Source organism: Faecalibacterium hominis (ex Afrizal et al. 2022), assembly GCF_049545105.1.
In the GTDB taxonomy this organism is placed as follows: domain Bacteria; phylum Bacillota; class Clostridia; order Oscillospirales; family Ruminococcaceae; genus Faecalibacterium; species Faecalibacterium duncaniae.
In genome coordinates this window covers 604,590-622,887 of sequence record NZ_CP186860.1, presented here as the reverse complement: position 1 = coordinate 622,887, position 18,298 = coordinate 604,590, and the positions used below count along the sequence as shown (strand labels likewise).

General features: G+C 55.8%; 19 protein-coding genes. 5 read left to right on the top strand and 14 right to left on the bottom strand.

The features are described 5' to 3' along the window. Nucleotides 1–18: 18 nt before the first annotated feature. Nucleotides 19–1,665 carry a 23S rRNA (uracil(1939)-C(5))-methyltransferase RlmD gene (gene rlmD / locus ACKXGA_RS03135; RefSeq protein ID WP_423730058.1) on the bottom strand — a complete coding sequence of 549 codons (1,647 nt, stop codon included), beginning with the start codon at nucleotides 1,663–1,665 and terminating at the stop codon, nucleotides 19–21. A gap of 28 nt (nucleotides 1,666–1,693) precedes the next feature. Beyond that, nucleotides 1,694–2,557: an AraC family transcriptional regulator gene (locus ACKXGA_RS03130; protein WP_035394341.1), complete on the bottom strand. Its 864-nt coding sequence runs from the start codon at nucleotides 2,555–2,557 to the stop codon at nucleotides 1,694–1,696. Nucleotides 2,558–2,781: 224 nt separating this feature from the next. Here ACKXGA_RS03130 and ACKXGA_RS03125 point away from each other — a divergent pair, with 224 nt between their 5' ends. From ACKXGA_RS03125 to ACKXGA_RS03115, 3 genes are all read left to right on the top strand, one after another. Further along, complete coding sequence (locus ACKXGA_RS03125) at nucleotides 2,782–4,074, top strand: galactokinase (RefSeq protein WP_423730057.1); 1,293 nt, start codon at nucleotides 2,782–2,784, stop codon at nucleotides 4,072–4,074. Nucleotides 4,075–4,161: 87 nt separating this feature from the next. Beyond that, a complete protein-coding gene (locus ACKXGA_RS03120; protein ID WP_423730056.1) occupies nucleotides 4,162–4,689 on the top strand; it encodes a hypothetical protein in 528 nt (175 codons plus the stop codon). Between the two features lie 68 nt (nucleotides 4,690–4,757). Continuing rightward, nucleotides 4,758–5,381, top strand: coding sequence for a CPBP family intramembrane glutamic endopeptidase (locus ACKXGA_RS03115; protein WP_423730055.1), 624 nt, complete (start codon nucleotides 4,758–4,760; stop codon nucleotides 5,379–5,381). 148 nt (nucleotides 5,382–5,529) lie between these two features. On the opposite strand, the gene ACKXGA_RS03110 is transcribed toward ACKXGA_RS03115, so the two are convergent. From ACKXGA_RS03110 to rpsF, 11 genes are all read right to left on the bottom strand, one after another. Next, nucleotides 5,530–5,859, bottom strand: coding sequence for a hypothetical protein (locus ACKXGA_RS03110; protein ID WP_097771250.1), 330 nt, complete (start codon nucleotides 5,857–5,859; stop codon nucleotides 5,530–5,532). 24 nt (nucleotides 5,860–5,883) lie between these two features. Further along, on the bottom strand, nucleotides 5,884–6,330 hold the full coding sequence (locus tag ACKXGA_RS03105) for a hypothetical protein (protein WP_005933531.1): 447 nt from the start codon (nucleotides 6,328–6,330) through the stop codon (nucleotides 5,884–5,886). A 320-nt stretch (nucleotides 6,331–6,650) separates the two neighbouring features. Next, entirely contained in the window at nucleotides 6,651–8,129 is a 1,479-nt protein-coding gene (gene malQ / locus ACKXGA_RS03100) for a 4-alpha-glucanotransferase (protein ID WP_423730054.1), read from the bottom strand. A 13-nt stretch (nucleotides 8,130–8,142) separates the two neighbouring features. Next, nucleotides 8,143–8,985 (bottom strand): carbohydrate ABC transporter permease, encoded by an 843-nt coding sequence (locus ACKXGA_RS03095; protein ID WP_423730053.1) that lies wholly within the window; start codon nucleotides 8,983–8,985, stop codon nucleotides 8,143–8,145. Beyond that, nucleotides 8,985–9,836 (bottom strand): carbohydrate ABC transporter permease, encoded by an 852-nt coding sequence (locus ACKXGA_RS03090; RefSeq protein ID WP_117476106.1) that lies wholly within the window; start codon nucleotides 9,834–9,836, stop codon nucleotides 8,985–8,987. The genes ACKXGA_RS03095 and ACKXGA_RS03090 overlap by 1 nt, the downstream gene beginning before the upstream one ends. 90 nt (nucleotides 9,837–9,926) lie before the next feature. Then, nucleotides 9,927–11,267, bottom strand: coding sequence for an extracellular solute-binding protein (locus tag ACKXGA_RS03085; protein WP_117476107.1), 1,341 nt, complete (start codon nucleotides 11,265–11,267; stop codon nucleotides 9,927–9,929). Between the two features lie 60 nt (nucleotides 11,268–11,327). After that, the gene (locus ACKXGA_RS03080; RefSeq protein ID WP_117476108.1) at nucleotides 11,328–12,344 is read right to left on the bottom strand and encodes a LacI family DNA-binding transcriptional regulator; all 1,017 of its coding nucleotides are present in this window, start codon (nucleotides 12,342–12,344) and stop codon (nucleotides 11,328–11,330) included. A 93-nt stretch (nucleotides 12,345–12,437) separates the two neighbouring features. After that, nucleotides 12,438–12,653 carry a hypothetical protein gene (locus ACKXGA_RS03075; protein WP_423730052.1) on the bottom strand — a complete coding sequence of 72 codons (216 nt, stop codon included), beginning with the start codon at nucleotides 12,651–12,653 and terminating at the stop codon, nucleotides 12,438–12,440. A gap of 160 nt (nucleotides 12,654–12,813) precedes the next feature. Then, complete coding sequence (gene rpsR, locus ACKXGA_RS03070; protein ID WP_050762800.1) at nucleotides 12,814–13,071, bottom strand: 30S ribosomal protein S18; 258 nt, start codon at nucleotides 13,069–13,071, stop codon at nucleotides 12,814–12,816. A gap of 46 nt (nucleotides 13,072–13,117) precedes the next feature. Continuing rightward, on the bottom strand, nucleotides 13,118–13,597 hold the full coding sequence (locus tag ACKXGA_RS03065; RefSeq protein WP_005933513.1) for a single-stranded DNA-binding protein: 480 nt from the start codon (nucleotides 13,595–13,597) through the stop codon (nucleotides 13,118–13,120). Nucleotides 13,598–13,627: 30 nt separating this feature from the next. Further along, the gene (rpsF, locus tag ACKXGA_RS03060) at nucleotides 13,628–13,912 is read right to left on the bottom strand and encodes a 30S ribosomal protein S6 (RefSeq protein ID WP_005933510.1); all 285 of its coding nucleotides are present in this window, start codon (nucleotides 13,910–13,912) and stop codon (nucleotides 13,628–13,630) included. Between the two features lie 326 nt (nucleotides 13,913–14,238). On the opposite strand from rpsF, the gene ACKXGA_RS03055 reads away from it, so the two are divergent. After that, nucleotides 14,239–15,435 carry a cation:proton antiporter gene (locus tag ACKXGA_RS03055; protein WP_423730051.1) on the top strand — a complete coding sequence of 399 codons (1,197 nt, stop codon included), beginning with the start codon at nucleotides 14,239–14,241 and terminating at the stop codon, nucleotides 15,433–15,435. A 261-nt stretch (nucleotides 15,436–15,696) separates the two neighbouring features. Next, on the top strand, nucleotides 15,697–16,455 hold the full coding sequence (locus ACKXGA_RS03050; protein WP_423730050.1) for an RICIN domain-containing protein: 759 nt from the start codon (nucleotides 15,697–15,699) through the stop codon (nucleotides 16,453–16,455). Between the two features lie 115 nt (nucleotides 16,456–16,570). Here the strand turns inward: ACKXGA_RS03050 and ACKXGA_RS03045 are convergent, their stop codons facing one another. Further along, nucleotides 16,571–18,202 carry a CTP synthase gene (locus tag ACKXGA_RS03045; RefSeq protein WP_097771883.1) on the bottom strand — a complete coding sequence of 544 codons (1,632 nt, stop codon included), beginning with the start codon at nucleotides 18,200–18,202 and terminating at the stop codon, nucleotides 16,571–16,573. Nucleotides 18,203–18,298 lie beyond the last annotated feature (96 nt).

Here is an 18,298-nt window from a genome sequence, read left to right as displayed (position 1 = left end):
CAGACTGGGGATTGCTTGTTAGATCATCTTAAAATGCTTCAACGCTTCCACAATCGCATCCTCTTTTTCCTTCGGACACTTGGGCTGCTTGGCGTTTTCGCTTTTGGCCTTGTGGTAATTCTCCCGCTCGATGATACCGCACTTCTGTTTTACCTGTGCGATATAGAGATTGGAAACCCTCAACTGATGATGTTCCCATACATGCTCCCGAATCTCATTGTAAGTTGCCTTGCTTTCCGCAGCAGTCACATCCAGTTCATCCATGCTCACTTCCACCTCGATGTGCCGGTCGACATGAAGTTTGGTCAAAAGGAGAACCGCTTCCACATGCTTCGTCCTCGGGAAGAGGTCCACGGGCTGCACCTTTTCGGCCCGATACCCATGCTCTTCCAACCACTTGGCATCCCGGGCAGCGGTGGAGGGGTTGCAGCTGACATAGACCACCCGGCGGGGGGACATGGTGACGACAGCGGAAAGGGTTGCTTCGTCACAGCCTTTGCGGGGCGGGTCGAGCATCACAACATCCGGGTGCAGTCCCTCGGCGGCGAGCTGAGAAGCCGCCTTACCGGCATCAGCGCAGAAGAAGCGGCTCTTTGCGGCTATGGCATCGCCCATGCGGGCTGCATTGGCCTTGGCGCTTTCGATGGCCTCAGGCACGATCTCCACGCCGATGAGCTCCCGGCAATGGTCTGCCATGGACAGGCCAATGGTGCCCATGCCGCAGTAGAGATCCAGCAGCAGGTCATCCGGGGTCAACTGAGCATATTCTGCGGCAATGCCATAGAGCTGCTCAGCGGCCAGAGTGTTAACCTGATAGAACGACAAGGGGCCCAGCTGCACAGGAACGCCGCAGAGGGTATCCTCGATGAACCCGGGGCCGTACAGGGTGTGGGTCTCGCTGCCCAGGATCACATTGGTGTTTCTGGCGTTGACGTTGATCAGGATGGTAGCGATATCGGAAAACTGCGCAGTCAGTGCGCGGCAAAGCTCCTCTGCGTGGGGCAGCTTTGCCCGGGTGCAGACCAGACAGACCATGATCTGGCCGCTGTGGACACCCCGGCGCAGAAACACATGACGCACCAGCCCATTGCCCGTCTGCTCATCGTAGGGCTGAATGTTGTGGGCGGCAAAGAAATCGCAGAGGGTATTGCCGATCTTGTTCAGCACATCCGGCTGCAGCTTGCAGTCGGGGCAGGGAACAATGCGGTGGGTGCGTCCGGCGTAGAAACCGATGCAGGGCTTGCCGTTCTTATCACGGCCCACCGGGAATTGAACCTTATTGCGGTAGCGGTCGATCTCGGGGGAGGGGAGGGGCGGCAGCACGGGTACATCCAGCCCGCCAATGCGGCGGAAAGCATCGGTAACGCTTTCGCCCTTAGCGCGCAGCTCAGCGGCATAATCCAGATGCCGCAGGCTGCAGCCACCGCAGGGGCCGGCCACTGCACAATCTACCGGGATACGGTCAGGCGAGGGAGTCTGAATAGCATCTAGAATACCGAAAGCGTAGCGGCCGCAATCTTTAACGATGCGGATGGCGGCAACGTCACCGGGGGCGGTGCCGGGTATGAACACAGCCTCACCGTCCGGGCTGTGAGCAACGCCGCTGCCATCGTTGGACAGGCGCTCAATGGTCAGGGTCAGCACCTGATTTTTTTGTAAGGGCATGGAAATTCTCCTTTGGAATGGGATTGGGTCAGGCTTCTTCCGAAGCGGGGGCATCTGCATTTTCGCTCTGGGCGGCAATGTATTTGCTGGGCGGCATCCCCTTGGCCCGCTTGAAGACCCGGGAAAAATAGAACTGGTCAAAGAAGCCCACCGAGATGGCAACCTCTGCAATGGAAAGGTTGCCGGCCCTCAGTAGCTTGCAGGCTTCGTTGATGCGGTATTCGGTCAGATAATCGATGGGGCTCTTGCCCACATTGAGCATAAACACCCGGTACAGATGACTGCGGGAAACGCCTACGCTCTTAGCGACATCATCGATGGAGATGTCGTGCGAATAGTTGAACTGGATGTATTTGATGGCATTCAGTACATATTGATTGGAGGAGGAAGCATTGTGGGGGCGCGTCTCGCTGGTTTCCTTCATCAGGGCAGAGATGAACAGGTAGAGGTACCCCACCATGGCAGCCTCATCCTGAGGCTCTAACCCGCGGGAAGAATAGATGTTGGTCAGAGCTGCCCGCATTCCCTCCGGGTCCTGCGTATGGTGCACAGGAGCAGTGTCGGTAAAGGGCAGCTGTGCCGCCAGTTTGTGAGCGCAGGCACCGTTGAAGCCGACCCAGCTGTACTCCCAGGGCTGCTGCTCATCGGCAGAGTAGCGGATGAGCTGACTGGGCCGGGCAAAGAACAGATCCCCCGGCACGACCTCAAAGGTCTTGCCGCCCACTTCAAAGGTGCCCTTGCCCGAGACCACCAGATGGATCAGGTAGTGATCCCGGATACCGGGGCCCCAGGTCTGGCCCGGGGCACAGCGTTCCAGACCACAGTTGAAGATGGATAATTCAATATTATTGGTGTAATTCTGCTTGAAGGACTGCTTGTAGACATCTGCCATGATCGTTTCCTCCAGTTGACCGCATTCTTATTCCCAGTATATCATAACTGTATCTGCAAATTCAACAAAAGTACATCCGAAACTTTGTTTTTCGCGCTGAAATTGGATTTTTTGCGGATTCAAATTGCAAAAGAGGGCGGAATGAAGTACAATAAGGCTAACCCAAGTGCATGGACCCTTCATGCACGGACTTTGCGGAGAACGTTTGTGGAGGAGGAACGGCCATGGCGACCAGTGCACAACTCAGACGGGAGATCCTTGCGGGGCAGTGGGACGAAGCGCTCTGCACGCTCTATGGCACAGAACCGGCGGTGCTGGCCCGCCAGCGGCAGCGGTATGCCGCTGCGCTGGAACAGTTTGAGCTTTACTATGGCCCCGGGCGGCAGGTGCATGTTTACTCGGCTCCGGGCCGGGCGGAGCTGGGCGGCAACCACACCGATCATCAGCACGGGTATGGTCTTGCGGCAGCGGTGACGCTGGATCTGGTGGCAGTGGCATCCCCCAGTGACGATGGCTTTATCCGGGTCAAATCCCGGGGCTTCAACAAGCTGGATGTCATTGATCTGAGCGAGGCCGAGCCTCAGCAGGGCGAGAGCACCCATTCGGCCAGCCTGATTCGGGGCATTGCGGAAGGCTTCCGGGCACAGGGAAAGACGGTGGGTGGCTTCGATGCCTATACCGCCAGCGACGTGCTCCGGGGCAGCGGGCTTTCCAGCTCGGCGGCTTTTGAGATGGGGATGGCGGCCATCCTGAACGGGGAATATGGCTGTGGCCTGACTGCGCCGGAGCTGGCGAAGATCTGCCGGTATGCGGAAAATACATATTTCGGAAAACCCAGCGGCCTGTTGGATCAGCTGACCAGCGCCGTGGGCGGGGTCATCTTTGCGGATTTTGCCGACCCAAAGAAGCCCCGGATAGAAAAAATCCACACGGCAGGGCTGCTCCCGGCGGACATGACCCTTTGCGTGACCGATACCCGGGGCAGTCACAGCGAGCTGACCGGTGAGTTTGCGGCCATCCGGTATGAAATGGAATCGGTGGCGGCTTGTCTGGGCGGTAAGGTGTTGGGGCAGGTCAAGGAGCAGGAGTTCTGGACCGCTCTGCCACGCCTGCGAAAAGCCTGCGGGGATCGTGCTGTTCTGCGTGCAGTCCACTATTTTGAAGAGAATGCCCGCGCATTGGCCCAGCGGAATGCCCTGGTCAGCGGGGATTTCAATGCTTTCCTGCAGCTGATTCTGGAAAGCGGACACGCCTCTTTTGCCCTGTGCCAGAACGTTTACTGCTCTACGGACGTACGGCATCAGGGACTCTCGGTGGCGCTTGCCCTCAGTCAGACTCTGCTGGAGGGGCAGGGGGGAGCCTGGCGGATGCAGGGCGGCGGCTTTGCAGGGACCATTCAGGCGTTTGTGCCCGGTGCGCTGGCGGCAAAATATCACGACGCGATAGAAAAGGTGTTCGGTGCGGGCAGCTGCTATCTGCTCCGTCTGCGGGAGCAGGGGGCCCTGCGGGTCATTTGAACATCTGGAAGCGGCCAAACAAAAAGAGCTTCACACTCCGGTGATATGTACCCCCAATACTGGACATCCAGTGTTGGGGGTATTTTTATGCGATACAGTTATGAATACAAAATGAAAGGGTATCAGGGATTGGCCGCACAACGAAAAGGACGGTCGCCCAAGGAGCCTGCTATGAAGAAGCAAATAGTACCAGCAGAACTGACCCCTTCAGAGCGCAAAGAAATGATTCGGCTCAGAGCAGAGAATGAGCGTCTGAGAGCGGAGATTGCTGTCGTAAAAAAAGAGATTGCCTTGAGAGAAGAGCGATGCGCAACGCAACTCAAGGCGAAAAAGCTGCGCTCGTCCAAGAACTCCGCAAATATGAACACAAATGAGATTGTTTCTTACAATCTCTCCACCAGCCCGAACATGGCACAAATTAAAGATATGCTGAATAAAGCGTTTAAACGGTTTCCGTCAACCCAAGGGCTGATTATATCAACTATTACAATAACAGCAGGACCCAAGCGAAAACAAAATGGATGCCTCCCTCTAAATTCAGGGAAGCATCCAGGATGGAAGCTTAATTATTCAATTTTGAACCGGTGTATACTTTCCATGGACGTCGTAGTATAATAGCGTTGACCACCCGGCTGCATTTTCCGGATGGATGAGGAAACAAAGCCCAATGACGGAGGAATGGTATGATTTTGCTTAACCAGATCATAAGTGCAGTTTTACAGCTTTTGATTTTTCTAAGTATTCCTTTTGGGTGGTATCTTCTGACACAGAAAAAGGCCACCGGTTTTTTCAAATGGCTGGGGCTCAAAACTGCTCCTACCCCACCTTTGAAGATCATGTTTTGTATCCTTGTGGGATTTTTAGTGGTACTATTTTTACCCTATCTGTGGCTCTATCAATCTGGCAATTTGAATTATCAAGGATTTACAGTGGACGCATTTCGACAAACCGGGTGGAGCATCGAAACATTTACTGTCATCTTGATCTGGGCTGTCGTGCAGACTTCCTTATCGGAAGAAATTCTCTTTCGCGGGTTTCTCTGCAAACGGTTGTGCAATAAATGGGGAGAAACCATAGGAAACGCCCTGCAAGCTCTCATTTTTGGCATGGTTCACATCGCTGCGTTGCCAGACAAGAACCTCCTCGCCATGTTCCTCATCGTATCCCTGACGGGCGGAATAGGCTATGCCTTAGGATGGCTTGCGTTAAAAAAAGCCCGTGGAAGCATTTTGTATGGCTGGGTAATCCATGCTGCGGTCAATGTTTTTTCGCCCATTCTTGTTTTTACATTTTTGTTGCCCGGGTAAATGCTGCAATAAGGTAGGCCTCCGGAGCGGAAGGGTAATGATAGAAACTAAAAAAGGGGGGCTGTTGCAAAATAGCCCCTTTTCATTATACAACAAACGCCGACTGGAAGATGACTTCCAATCGGCGTTTTACATTAGGGAAAAGGACTCAGATACCGCGTTGCTGCTGTTTCTGGCGCATTTCATCCGTGAAACTAGAAACGGCAGAGAAGGTATCATCGTGATAACCGAACCAGTTGGACAGATTCTTGTAAATGTTCTCTACAAACCGGTAGCCGGAAACAACAACATTGAACAGGAGCAGAGGCACAAACGAGATGGAGATGGAGAGGATCCCCCCCTGAAAGAAGAAATCGTCCAGGTGGAGGTTATCCGTAAAGCTGTCCAATGCATCTCCCAGTTCTCCGCCGCCAAAAATCTCCGGCAGCTCTTCTTCCGGAAGCGTTGCATAAGATGCAGGCATACGCAAGTTTTCCATAAAAGGCTCCTTTCAAAGATTTACTCAGGCGGCCAGAGCTGCTGTACCTGCGGCCTGTGCTTGATTTTTGGCTTCGCTCTCGTTGTAGATATTCCGCATATCGTTGTAGATGGACAGGAAGCTTTCAATAGCAGACCTAGCCCAGTAGTAGACATAAACGCCTGCAAAACCGGCAGCAACCACAGTCATGGTCTTGCCCACGGGAGTCTGGCGGCCCCAGTAATGCTCAATGGCACCCATCGTGGTCAGACCATCGTTCCGCATGTCAATGATACCGGCAATGGTGTTGCTGATGGCAGCCTGACCCAGCATACGTACCAGGTTGACACCGACATTAACGGTGAAATTCAGGACATCCTGCGCGTTGATATTCAGCTCAAAAGCGCCGCCAACGGTGTAGACCATTTCATCTTCGGAGAGAACCGCATAGGACGCGGGCAGCTGCATCGTGCTCTGATAGGTAAATTCCATGGTGGAAAACTCCTTTCGTTCGTAAAATCCGCGCAAAGGCGGATATGAAGCTAATTGGATTATAGCATAATTGCCCAAAAACAACAAGAGAGCGATGAAACCCAAAATGCGAAAGAATTGTGAAGATACTGTGGCCGTTTTGTAAAAAAGAAACGGTTCTGCGCGGAAATATGTGGAACGTCCTGCGCGGGATGCGGCGAAAAAATGTTGTGTGAAAATTGAAAATAATGCAAAAAAGAGACGGCGGGCACCAGTTCCTCCGGAAAGGAGGGGGCTAGGGCCTGCCGTCTTTGTATGGGGAGAAAAGAAGAAGGAACGTTTTAGCGGTCTGCCACAGCCGGAGCCCGGTCATACAGTGCTGTCAGATCGGCAATGTGCTCGGCCAGCAGACTGGTAAGCGGGGTATCCAGCCGCCACTGCCAGTTGGCTCCCTGGGTGCTGGGGGTGTTGATGCGGGCCTCCGCGCCCAGATGCAGCCAGTCGGCCATGGGGATGATGGCCATATCCGAAACACTGGCAAGGCAGGCGCAGATCATGGCCTCTGTCAGATCCTCGGGCAGACAGCGCAGGTAACGGCAGGCATAGTGGACATCCTCGGGGCTGGCAGACTGCCGCCAGCCTTCGGTGGTCACATTGTCATGGGTGCCGGTGTAGACCACGCTGTTGTGAGGGTAGGTGTAGGGAAGATAGTTGCCCGGTTCCCGGCTGTCAAAGGCAAACTGCATGATCTTCATGCCCGGATAGCCGCTGGCAGCCAGCATGGTCTTGACCTCAGGGGTCAGGTATCCCAGATCCTCCGCAATGATGCCGCCCTGGCCCAGGGTCTCGTGGATGGCATTGATGAAAGCACGATCCGGCCCCTTTTCCCAGTGGCCGCCTGCCGCTGTCTTGTTTCCGGCAGGGATGGCGTAGTAGCTCTCAAAACCACGGAAGTGGTCGATGCGCACGACATCATAAATCGAAGTAGCGTGCTGCATCCGGCGCTTCCACCAGGCGAAATCCTCGGCCTTGTGGCGGGGCCAGTCGTAGAGCGGGTTGCCCCAGAGCTGACCGTCTGCCGCAAAGGCATCCGGGGGACAGCCTGCCACCTGCGTCAGGTGGGTCTGGCCGTCGGTCTGGAAGAGCTCCGGCCGCGTCCACAGATCGCTGGAATCTGGGCTGACGTAGATGGGGATATCTCCCACCAGCTGGATGCCCTTGCTGTTGGCATAGGCTTTCAGGGCGTTCCACTGGGTGTAGAAGAAGAACTGCACCGCCTTGAAATAATCTACCTGCCCGGCTAGACGCTCCCTGGCAGCGGCTACGGCAGCGGGCTGGCGGGTGCGCAGGTCATCCGGCCAGTCACACAGGCCTGCCTGTCCCTGTTCGGCCTTGACGGCCATGAACAGGGCGTAATCGTCCAGCCAGAAGCTCTGTGCCGTGCAGAAGTCTTTGTACTCCACGCTGGCTGCAGCCAGCAGACGGTCAGCGGCCTTTTGCAGCACCACCGGGCGCTGCTGGTAGAGCACGCCGTAGTCCACCGGGCCAACCGGAACCTCAGCGGGAATCTCATCAGCGGTCAGATAGCCCTGCTCGTGCAGGACACGGAAATCGATAAAGTAGGGGTTCCCGGCAAAGGCGGAAAAGCTCTGGTAGGGGCTGTCACCGTAGCCGGTGGGGCCAATGGGCAGGATCTGCCAATAGGTCTGCTTTGCACGGGCCAGAAAATCCACGAACGCAAAGGCTTCTTCCCCCAGCGTGCCGATGCCAAAAGGCCCCGGCAGACTAAAAACGGGCATCAGAATGCCGCATGCTCGCATGGTGAACTCCTCCTTAACCCTTGACAGCGCCTGCAACAACACCCTCAATGATGTATTTCTGGCAGGTCATGTACAGGATGATGATGGGGATAATGGCGATGATGATGCAGGCCATCATGGGGGCCAGCTCCACACGGCCATAGCCGCCGCGGAAATACTGGATGGCCATGGGGATGGTGCGGTATTTCTTGATATCCAGCACCAGGGTGGGCAGCAGGTAGTCGTTCCAGACCCACATGGTTTCCAGAATGGCGGTGGAGATCATGGTAGGCTTCAGGATGGGGAATACGATCTTGAAGAAGATCTGGATGGGGTTGCAGCCATCGATCATGGCGGCCTCCTCAATTTCCATGGGAACGCTCTTCATAAAGCCAGTGAACATGAACACGGCCAGACCGGCACCAAAGCCCAGGTAGATGATGCAGATGTTCCAGGGGGTGTTCAGTTTGAGGGTATCTGCGGTCTTGGACAGAGTGAACATGACCATCTGGAAGGGGACGACCATCGAGAACACGATGAGCAGGTTCATAAACTTGCTGAGCTTGTTGTTCACCCGGGTCAGGTACCAGCCTGTCATGGAGCAGCACAGCAGGATGAGGGCCACACTGGAAACGGTAATGACAAGGCTGTAGCCCAAACTGGAAAGGAAGCCCATTTTGATCACGCCGTAGACGTAGTTGGAAAGGCCTGCAAAGCTCTCACTGGTGGGTAGCTGGAACACGGTAGAGGTGGTAAAGGTACCCTCTTTTTTCAGGCTGTTCAGCAGGATCAGGACGATGGGGTAGATCCACAGCAGGCAAAGCAGGGCCATGATGCCGGTGAGAATGTTATCCCACAACTTTTTCTGTTTAATCATTACTGCTGGACCTCCTTAGAACGGGTGAAGTGGAGCTGCACCAGAGAGATGACCACAACGATCAGGAAGAACACCACAGCCTTTGCCTGGCCGATGCCCTTCCACTGAGCACCGGAGCGGCCATAGAAGGTGTTGTAGATGTTCAGGGCCAGCATTTCACTGGCGTTGGCAGGTTCGCCTGCGGTCAGGGCAACGTTCTGGTCGAACAGCTTAAAGCTGTTGGTCAGGGTCAGGAAGGTGCAGATGGTGATGCTGGGCATGACCATGGGCAGCTTGATCTTGAACAGGATCTCGCGGTCAGAAGCACCGTCGATCTTGGCAGCCTCGATCAGGTCACCGGGCACGCTCTGCAGACCGGCAACGTAGATGATCATCATATAACCGATCTGCTGCCAGCACATCAGAATGACCAGACCGACGAAACCGGCCTTGGCATCCAGTGCCAGCAGGGGCTTTTGCAGGTTTGCCAGCACGCCGTTGAGCAGGATCTGCCAGATGTAGCCCAGCAGGATGCCGCCGATCAGGTTGGGCATAAAGTAGACGGTACGGAAGATGTTGGTGCCCTTGATGCCGCGGGTCAGCACGATTGCAATGGCAAAGGCGCAGACATTGATGAGCACGGTGGAGACCACAGTGAACGCTGCCGTAAAGCCGAAAGCGTGCAGGAAGGTGGAATCCTGGAACACGGAGATATAGTTCTGGATGCCCACAAAGGTGGTCTTGCTCACGGTGGTGAAGCGCTGGAAGGAAAGGAAGATGCCCCAGATAAAGGGCCAGATAAAGCCGATGATGAACGCGATCAGCGTAGGAAGCACGAACACCGGCCAATATTTGCTGATGGCCTTTTGCATGATATACCTCCAAAACAAAGGGAGGCGGGCGAACAGCTCGCCCGCCTCCCATTACGGTTTACACAAATAAAAGGGGAAAGTCAGAATCGCTTAGCCGTTAGCCAGCTTGTACTCCTTGGCCCAGCCATCAACGAAGGCAGTGACAACGGCGTTCCAATCGCCGGTGCCTGCTGCGTAAGCGGTCAGAGCGGAACCAACGCCGTTCTTCCACTCCTCGGAAGGCATGGTGGAGAAGCACCAGTCAACACTGGTCTTGCCAGCTGCAACGTAGTCGTTTGCAATGGCGATCAGGGGGTTGGTGGAATCCTTTGCAGCCTTGAAGGGGATGACAAAGCCCATATCATCAGCCATTGCGCTGGTGCCGGTCTCGGAGGTGACACACCAGTACAGGAAGTCCAGAGTGGCCTGAATGTCCTCGTCAGAAGAGGTGTTGTTCACGCACCAGAAGTTCTCGGAACCGGTGCACAGGCCCTGGTTCTCCTCGCCCTCAGCGCCGATGTAGATGGGCAGCATACCCAGGTTGTCGTCGCCCAGATCCTTCACGTCGCTGTAAGCCCAGGTGCCGTTCTGATAGAAGACAGCCTTTTTACCAACAAACTCTGCCACGGCATCGTTGCCGGTCTTGGAAGCCAGCAGCGTGGGATCGCAGGTGGAATCGGTGATGTACAGATCCCAGATCTGCTTGTAGTTGTCGAGGTAGGTGCCCTTGATAGCGTCGGTGGAGCTGATGCCGTCTGCCTTGTACTCGTAGTAGATGGGCAGGTTTGCCAGATGAGTCTTGAAACGCCAGTCAGAAGAGGCATCCATGCCGGCGGAAGTGAAAGCACCATCCACGCCCAGCTCAGCCTTGCGTGCCTGGATATCATCGGCGACCTTCTTCAGATCGTCAAAGCCCTTGATGTCGTCCTGGGTGTAACCGGCGGCAGTCAGCAGCTCCTTGTTGTAGATGATGCCGTAGGTCTCAATGACGTATGCAATGCTGGTGACAGCGTCGCCATCCTTCAGGGCGAAGGAGTCGCTGGTCAGTTCGCCGTACAGCTTGCTGCCGGACAGGTCGTAGCAGTAATCCTTCCAGTTGGCCAGACCCACAGGGCCGTTGACCTGGAACAGGGTAGGAGCCTCGCTCTTCTCCATCTCGCTCATCAGGGTGGTCTCATACTGACCGGAAGCAGCGGTCACAACGGTCACAGGCACGCCGGTCTCCTTGGTGTACGCAGCAGCCAGGTCCTGCCAAGCCTGATCCTGCTCAGGCTTGAAGTTCAGGTAGTAGACCTTGCCGTCAGCCTTTGCAGCGGTCTCAGAACCGGCAGCAGAGCTGGCAGTGGAGGAAGCGGTGGAGCTGGACGAACCACCACAGGCAGCCAGGCCCAGAGCAGCGGTAGAAGCGCCTGCGACCTTCAGAAAGTTACGACGAGAGATCATCTTTTTCATAGTAGTACTCCTTCTTCTTTTGGTTAATATCTGCCACCGTCCACAGCATGAGGACGGAAGTTAGACTGAATAGTTCCGGCGGCAGGGGCAAACGCTTTCGCCCTGCTGCAATTCCGGCTGGAGCGTGACGGTCTGGGCCGGGGCTCCGTGTTCGATCTGCCGCACCAGCAGCTCGATGCTCTGCAGTGCAATCTGTTCACTGGGCTGGACGATGGTGGTCATCACCGGCACGCAGTAGCGGGACATCGTGATGCCATCAAAACCGATCACTGAGACATCCTCCGGCACCCGCAACCCTGCGCTTACCAGCGCCCGGATGGCACCAAAGGCGATCACATCGCTCATGGCAAACAAGGCAGTGAATTCGGCCCGGCGGGCCAGCAGACTGTTCATGGCGTGGTAGGCGGACTCGAAATCGTAGTTGGACAGGCCATAGAGCTTATCGTCAAGGACAAGCCCTGCGTCCTCCATGGCATCCTGCGCACCCAAACGGCGCATCCGGCTGGGAAAGCTGGTGGCCGGGCCGCCCAGCACCGCGATCTTGCGGTGACCCTGTGCGATGAGATGGGAGACTGCCGCTTTTGCTGCGGCCCGGTCATCCACACCCACCATCGAGAGGTTGGGGAAGTCCAATTCATTGGAGACCAGCGTAGCCAGCACGGAGGGAACGGAGATGTTAGCAAAGCCGTTCTGGAAGTTCGTGACACTGCCGCCCAGAAAGATCATGCCCTTGGGCTTGATCTCCCGCAGGATCTTCTCGGCAGCATCGATCTCGTTGGCGTTCTCGTCCAGGTAGGAGACGATGCCGTTGTACCCATACAGGGTAGCGGCCCGCTGCAGCTGAACGAGGAAGTCGGAAAAGAAGATGTTCCGGGTCCCCTTGACCACGAACACCAGGCTGCGGGATTGCTGGATCTTCAGCTGCCGCGCGTTGGTGTTGGGGGTAAAGCCTGCCTCCCGCATGACCTTGAGCACATGCTCCTTGGTCTCGGGCCGGACATCCGGCCGGTCATTGATGACACGCGAAATGGTGCTGACAGAACAGCCGCTGATGCGGGCAATGTCCTTGATCGTCATATCGCGTGCCCTCGCTTTCGGTTGGATTTTCGGGAACGGTGTCGGGAACGTTTCCAGTGACTGTATTATGGCACATTCTGTGCAAAAAATCAATCATGTGAATACACTTTCGTAAAAGGTGTACAAAGAATCAACTTGCATTTGTGCAGATTGATCTGCCAACACATCAAAACACCGGCTGATTTCAGGAATTCCCGGTAACAAATCATAAAATGCCGGGAAAACCGTACCGGTTTGTAACTTTTTGACCGGATGATGCAATTTTATGGATGAGAGAGATCTGCCCGGAAACTGCGGGAACGGTTCCATAAGATGTTCCCAGAATGCAGCAAAAAGAAACAGGCAGACTACTGAGTGTCGGGAGCACTGCACAAACGAAAGACACAACAAAAAAAGCGCTTTCACCTTGTCATCGGTGAAAGCGCTTTGCTGATTGCTGATTATTTTGAATGGGTTGATAAAGTTCTGATTAGTCGCTGACGTAGGGCATCAGAGCAACGTGACGAGCACGCTTGATGGCGGTGGTCAGTGCGCGCTGATGATAAGCGCAGGTGCCGGTCACACGGCGGGGAATGATCTTAGCACGCTCAGAGACGTACTTACGCAGACGGGGCACGTCCTTGTAATCGATGGTGTCGATGCGATCGACACAGAAGCTGCAAACCTTCTTGCGGCCGCGACGCATGGGGCGTGCGGGGCGAGAGCCTTCGGTTCTTTCAAAAGCCATTGCTTATTACCTCCTATAAGAATTGAACGGTCAGACCGTTACGAAATCAGAACGGCAGGTCATCACTGTCATCAATGACAGCAAAATCATCTGCACTGCCGGCGGAATAGCTGGGAGCTGCCTCCACAGCAGCCGGACGGGCAGGGGCTGCGTTCTGGTAGGCGGGAGCAGAATTCTGGTAATTTGCTCCACCGCCCTGATTGCTGCTCTTGGGGCCTGCAAAGCTAATGTTGTTGGCTACGACTTCCACAGCCGTGCGATTGTTGCCGTTCTTATCCTGATACTGGCGGGTCTGAAGAGAGCCTTCGATGGCGATCAGACTGCCTTTCTGGAAATACTTAGAAACAAACTCGGCCTGAGAACGCCAGGCAACGATATCAATGAAGTCAGCCTGACGCTGCTCACCCTGACGCACAAAATTGCGGTCGCAGGCAATGCGGAAGCTGCACACATTGGTGCCCTGGGGCGTGGTGCGGAGTTCAGGATCCGCCACAAGACGGCCCATGATAGCAACAACATTCAACATTTTACGGTCTCCCTTTCTGTCACGAAAAGATTACTCCTCGTGGGCAACGATCAGGCTGCGCATAACACCTTCAGTGATCTTGTACACACGGTCCAGCTCAGCGGGGAAGCTGGGCTCGCTGGTGAAGTTGATCACAGTGTAAACGCCTTCCTCCTCGTCGTTGATGGGGTAGGCCAGACGGCGCTTGCCCCACTCGTCGATGGAATCGATCGTACCGTTGTTCTCGATCAGGGTCTTGAACTTACCAACCAGAGCGGCGGTAGCCTCCTCGTCGAGAGCGGCGCTGGTAATCAGCATGGTTTCGTACTTTGCCATTTTGTAGCACCTCCTTTTGGACTTAAGGGCCTCAAGGTTATGAGGCCAAGGGTACACACGACATGCGGCATCGCCTGCCGTGTGTGGCGTGTCTGTTCAGACAGCAATTTATTATAGCAAGTCCCTGCTGTTTTGTCAAGCCCTGCAGGCCAAAAATCCGCACAAAAATTTGTGCTGAAGCTTTGGTGAACTTTGTCTGTTTTTTTAACGAGAAAAATTGAGAATCATTTTGATTTTGGCAATGAGCGGCGATATAATAAAGAAATAGGATGGCGGGCGCGGCCGGCCGCCCTGTATAAAGAAATAGAACGGAGGAAGACAAATTTATGTATTCTGTTTTTCGGAACCTTGCCATCATCATCCTCAGTGCCAAGTTCTTCGGGCTGGTGGCCCGCAAGTTCAAGGCACCGCAGGTGGTGGGCGAGATCATTGCGGGCCTGATCATTGGGCCCTGCCTGCTGAACCTTGTGCATATCAGCGATACCATTTCTATCTTTGCGGAGATCGGCGTGGTGCTGCTGATGTTCTCCACGGGCCTTGGCACCAATCTGAAGGAGCTGATCAAGGCAGGCCCCATCGCAACACTGATCGCCTGTGTGGGCGTGGCGGTGCCGCTGGCAGGGGGCACGCTCCTTTATAGTCTGTTCTACGGCTTCTCGGCGTTGGGCAGCCAGGAGTTCTACCGTGCTCTCTTCATCGGTACCATTATGACCGCCACCAGTGTGTCCATCACCGTGGCCACCCTGCAGGAGCTGGGCCACCTGAAGAGCTTCCTTGGCACCACCATCGTCAGCGCCGCTGTCATCGATGATGTCATCGGCATCGTGGTGCTGACCTGTGTGCTGGGAGCAAGCTCCGGTACCGGTACGGGGCTGGGCAAGGTGCTGATGAACACCGTGCTGTTTTTCGCCACCGCCATCGGCGTGGGCCTCATTGCCCATTACGCCATGAAGTGGCTGGACAAGCGCAACCCTCACACCCAGCGCATCACCATCGTCAGTATGGCGTTCTGCTTTGCCATGGCCTACATTGCTGAGGCTTACTTCGGCATTGCAGACATCACCGGTGCCTACATCGCGGGCATCGTCCTGTGCACTCTGGAGGATGCCCCCTATGTGGAGCGCCGGGTGGACATCAGCAACTATGTGCTGTTTGCTCCCATCTTCTTCGCCAGCATCGGCCTGAAGACAGATATCAGCGGCCTGACCCCGGAGATCCTGCTGTTCAGCGTGTGCTTCGTGGTGGTGGCCCTGATCACCAAGATCATCGGCTGCGGGCTGGCGGCCAAGGTCTGCAGGTTCAGCTGGGGTGATTCCCTCAAGGTGGGTGTTGGCATGATGACCCGCGGCGAGGTGGCCCTGATCGTGGCCCAGAAGGGCCTGGACATCGGCGTGGTGGATTCCGTTTACTTCACCGCCGTCATCCTGCTCATCGTCGTGTCCAGTGTGGCCACTCCGCTGGTCCTGAAAGCGCTGTTTACTAAAATGCCTGTGCAGCCGCATCCCAGTCAGGCAAAGCAGTAAGGGAGCTCTGCCAGAACCCTCTTGATGTTTTCCAAAACGACAGCAGCACCTCACCAGAAATGGCGGGGTGCTGCTGCTTTATGGGGAGAAACGGGGCGAAAAGTTTTCGCAAACGGTGCAAAACGGGCTGAAAAGCGGGGCCCTTTTGTGAATAGTGCTAAAGAAATGGCGAAATCCTTGTAAAAAATAACAGCAGGTGGTATAATTTACCTGTAAAACGAAAATGATTGGCTCAAAAGAAACAAACTTGGAGGGATTTACATGAAAACTGTAGCGCAGACCGTGATCGAGGCAGATCGCTTCTATACCATCGCTGCCAAGGGCGGCAGTGTCATTCAGGCCGTGGAGAAGGCCACCAACGGCGGCGATATCCGCCTGGGCAAGTACGAGCACAAGCCCGAGCAGGAGTGGGCCTTTGTGCGCGAGGGTGACGGCGTGTACCGCATCCGCAACCGCGCATCCGGCAAGCTGATCGACCTGATGATGACCGGCACCGCCAACGGCACCTGGCTGCACCTGTGGGAGGATGTGGGCGGCACTTCCCAGATGTGGGCCGTGGAGCCCACCCCCGCCGGTACCGTCCGTCTGCGCTCTTCCTGGGCCAGCGGCAAGTGCATCGATACCGTGGGCATGGGTGCCAACGATGGTGCTATCCTGCAGATCTGGCAGGAGGCCGCAGGCGATGACCAGCTGTGGACCATTTCCGAGGTGAAGGATCGTGCAAAGCGTGCCCCTGCCAAGAAGGCAGAGGAGCCCGTTGTAGAGACTGCACCTGTGGTCGAGAGCGCTCCTGCAGAGGAGGCAAAGCCGGAGGTCAAGGAAGAGCCCGTTGTGGAGGAAAAGCCCGTGGAGGAGCCTGCAAAGGCTGAGGAAAAGCCTGCTGAGCCTGTTAAGGCCGAAGAGGTGAAGGCGGAGCCTGTCAAGGCCGCTGCTCCCGCTGCCAAGGCTCCCACAAAGAAGCCCGCCGCCAAAAAGACCAGCCGCGCCGCCCGCAAAAAGGCCGCTGCCGCTAAAAAGTAAGTAATACAAGCAAAAAGCAGCTGCATTCCGTAAAAACACGGAGTGCAGCTGCTTTTTTATTGCAATCTTACAGGCCTCTCCTACGAGGAGAACTGGAACGAAACGCCTGAGAAGGTCAGACGTGCATCATGCCGCGCTGTGCATGGATGCGGAATTTGAGTGCGGCGGCGATAAAGCCCTTGAACAGGGGATGAGCGCGGTTGGGGCGGCTCTTGAATTCGGGGTGGAACTGTGCACCCAGATGGAAGTCACGGCCGGGCAGCTCCACGGTCTCCACCAGACGGCCGTCAGGGCTGGTGCCGGAAATGACCAGTCCGGCATCCTCCATCTCCTGACGGAACTCGTTGTTGAACTCGTAGCGGTGGCGGTGACGCTCCCAGATCTCAGCCTCGCCGTAGCACTCGGCCATCTTGGTGCCGGGCTTGACGGTGCAGGGATACTTGCCCAGACGCATGGTGCCGCCCTTGGGGATGTTGCCCTGCTGGTCGGCCATCAGGGCAATGACATTGTGGGCACCATCGGGGGTGAACTCGCTGGAATTGGCATCGGCATAGCCCAGCACGCCGCGTGCGAACTCCATCACCATGATCTGCATTCCCAGGCAGATGCCAAAGTAGGGGATCTGGTTCTCACGGGCATACTGTGCAGCCTGGATCATGCCCTCGATGCCGCGGTCGCCGAAGCCGCCGGGCACAATGATGCCGTCCACGTCAGCAAACACTTCTTTGCAGGCATCCTGATCGATCAGATCCTCGCTCTCCACCCACTTGATGTCTACCTGACTGTCGTTCTCAAAACCGGCGTGGTACAGGCTCTCCATCACGGAAAGATAAGCGTCGTGCAGCTTGACGTACTTGCCCACCAGCGCAATGGTGCAGGTCTTGCTGCGGGTGGCAATGCGGGAGACCACACCCTTCCACTCGGTCAGGTCGGCGGGGGGCACGTCCAGCTTGAGCTTTTCCACCACCACATCATCCAGACCGTTGGTGTGGAGCATCAGCGGGCACTGGTACAGGCTGGGCATGGTCAGGTTCTCAATGACGCACTCAGGCTTGACATTACAGAAGGTGCTGATCTTGCGGCGGATATCGCCGCCCACGCTGCCGTCAGCACGCAGGATGATGATATCGGGGTTCACGCCCATGCCCTGCAGCTCCTTGACGGAATGCTGGGCCGGCTTGGACTTGTACTCGTCGGAGCCGGAAATATAGGGCACCAGCACAACATGGATGTAGCAGCAGTTGTCGCGGCCCTGCTCCAGGCCCACCTGACGGATGGCCTCCAGGAAGGGCTGGCTCTCAATATCGCCGGTGGTGCCGCCGATCTCGGTAATGACCACATCGGCATCGGTAGAGGATGCCATGTTGTAGATGTAATTCTTGATCTCGTTGGTGATGTGGGGGATGATCTGGACGGTCTGGCCCAGATAAGCGCCCTGGCGCTCCTTGTTCAGCACGTTCCAGTACACCTTTCCGGTGGTCAGGTTGGAATACTTGTTCAGATTTTCGTCGATGAAGCGCTCATAGTGACCCAGATCAAGGTCGGTCTCAGTGCCGTCATCGGTCACGAACACCTCACCGTGCTGCAGGGGGCTCATGGTACCCGGGTCCACGTTCACATAGGGGTCCAGCTTCTGGCTGGCGACCTTCAGTCCGCGGCACTTGAGCAGGCGGCCCAGAGAAGCCGCCGTGATGCCCTTGCCCAGACCGGAGACAACACCGCCGGTCACAAAGATGAATTTTGCCATTTGTTCAGTCCTCCTCTAATTTATCTTTCAGAGATCATTCTTTCCCAATACGGATGCGACCGCATCCGGAACAAAACATACAACACCAAATTATAA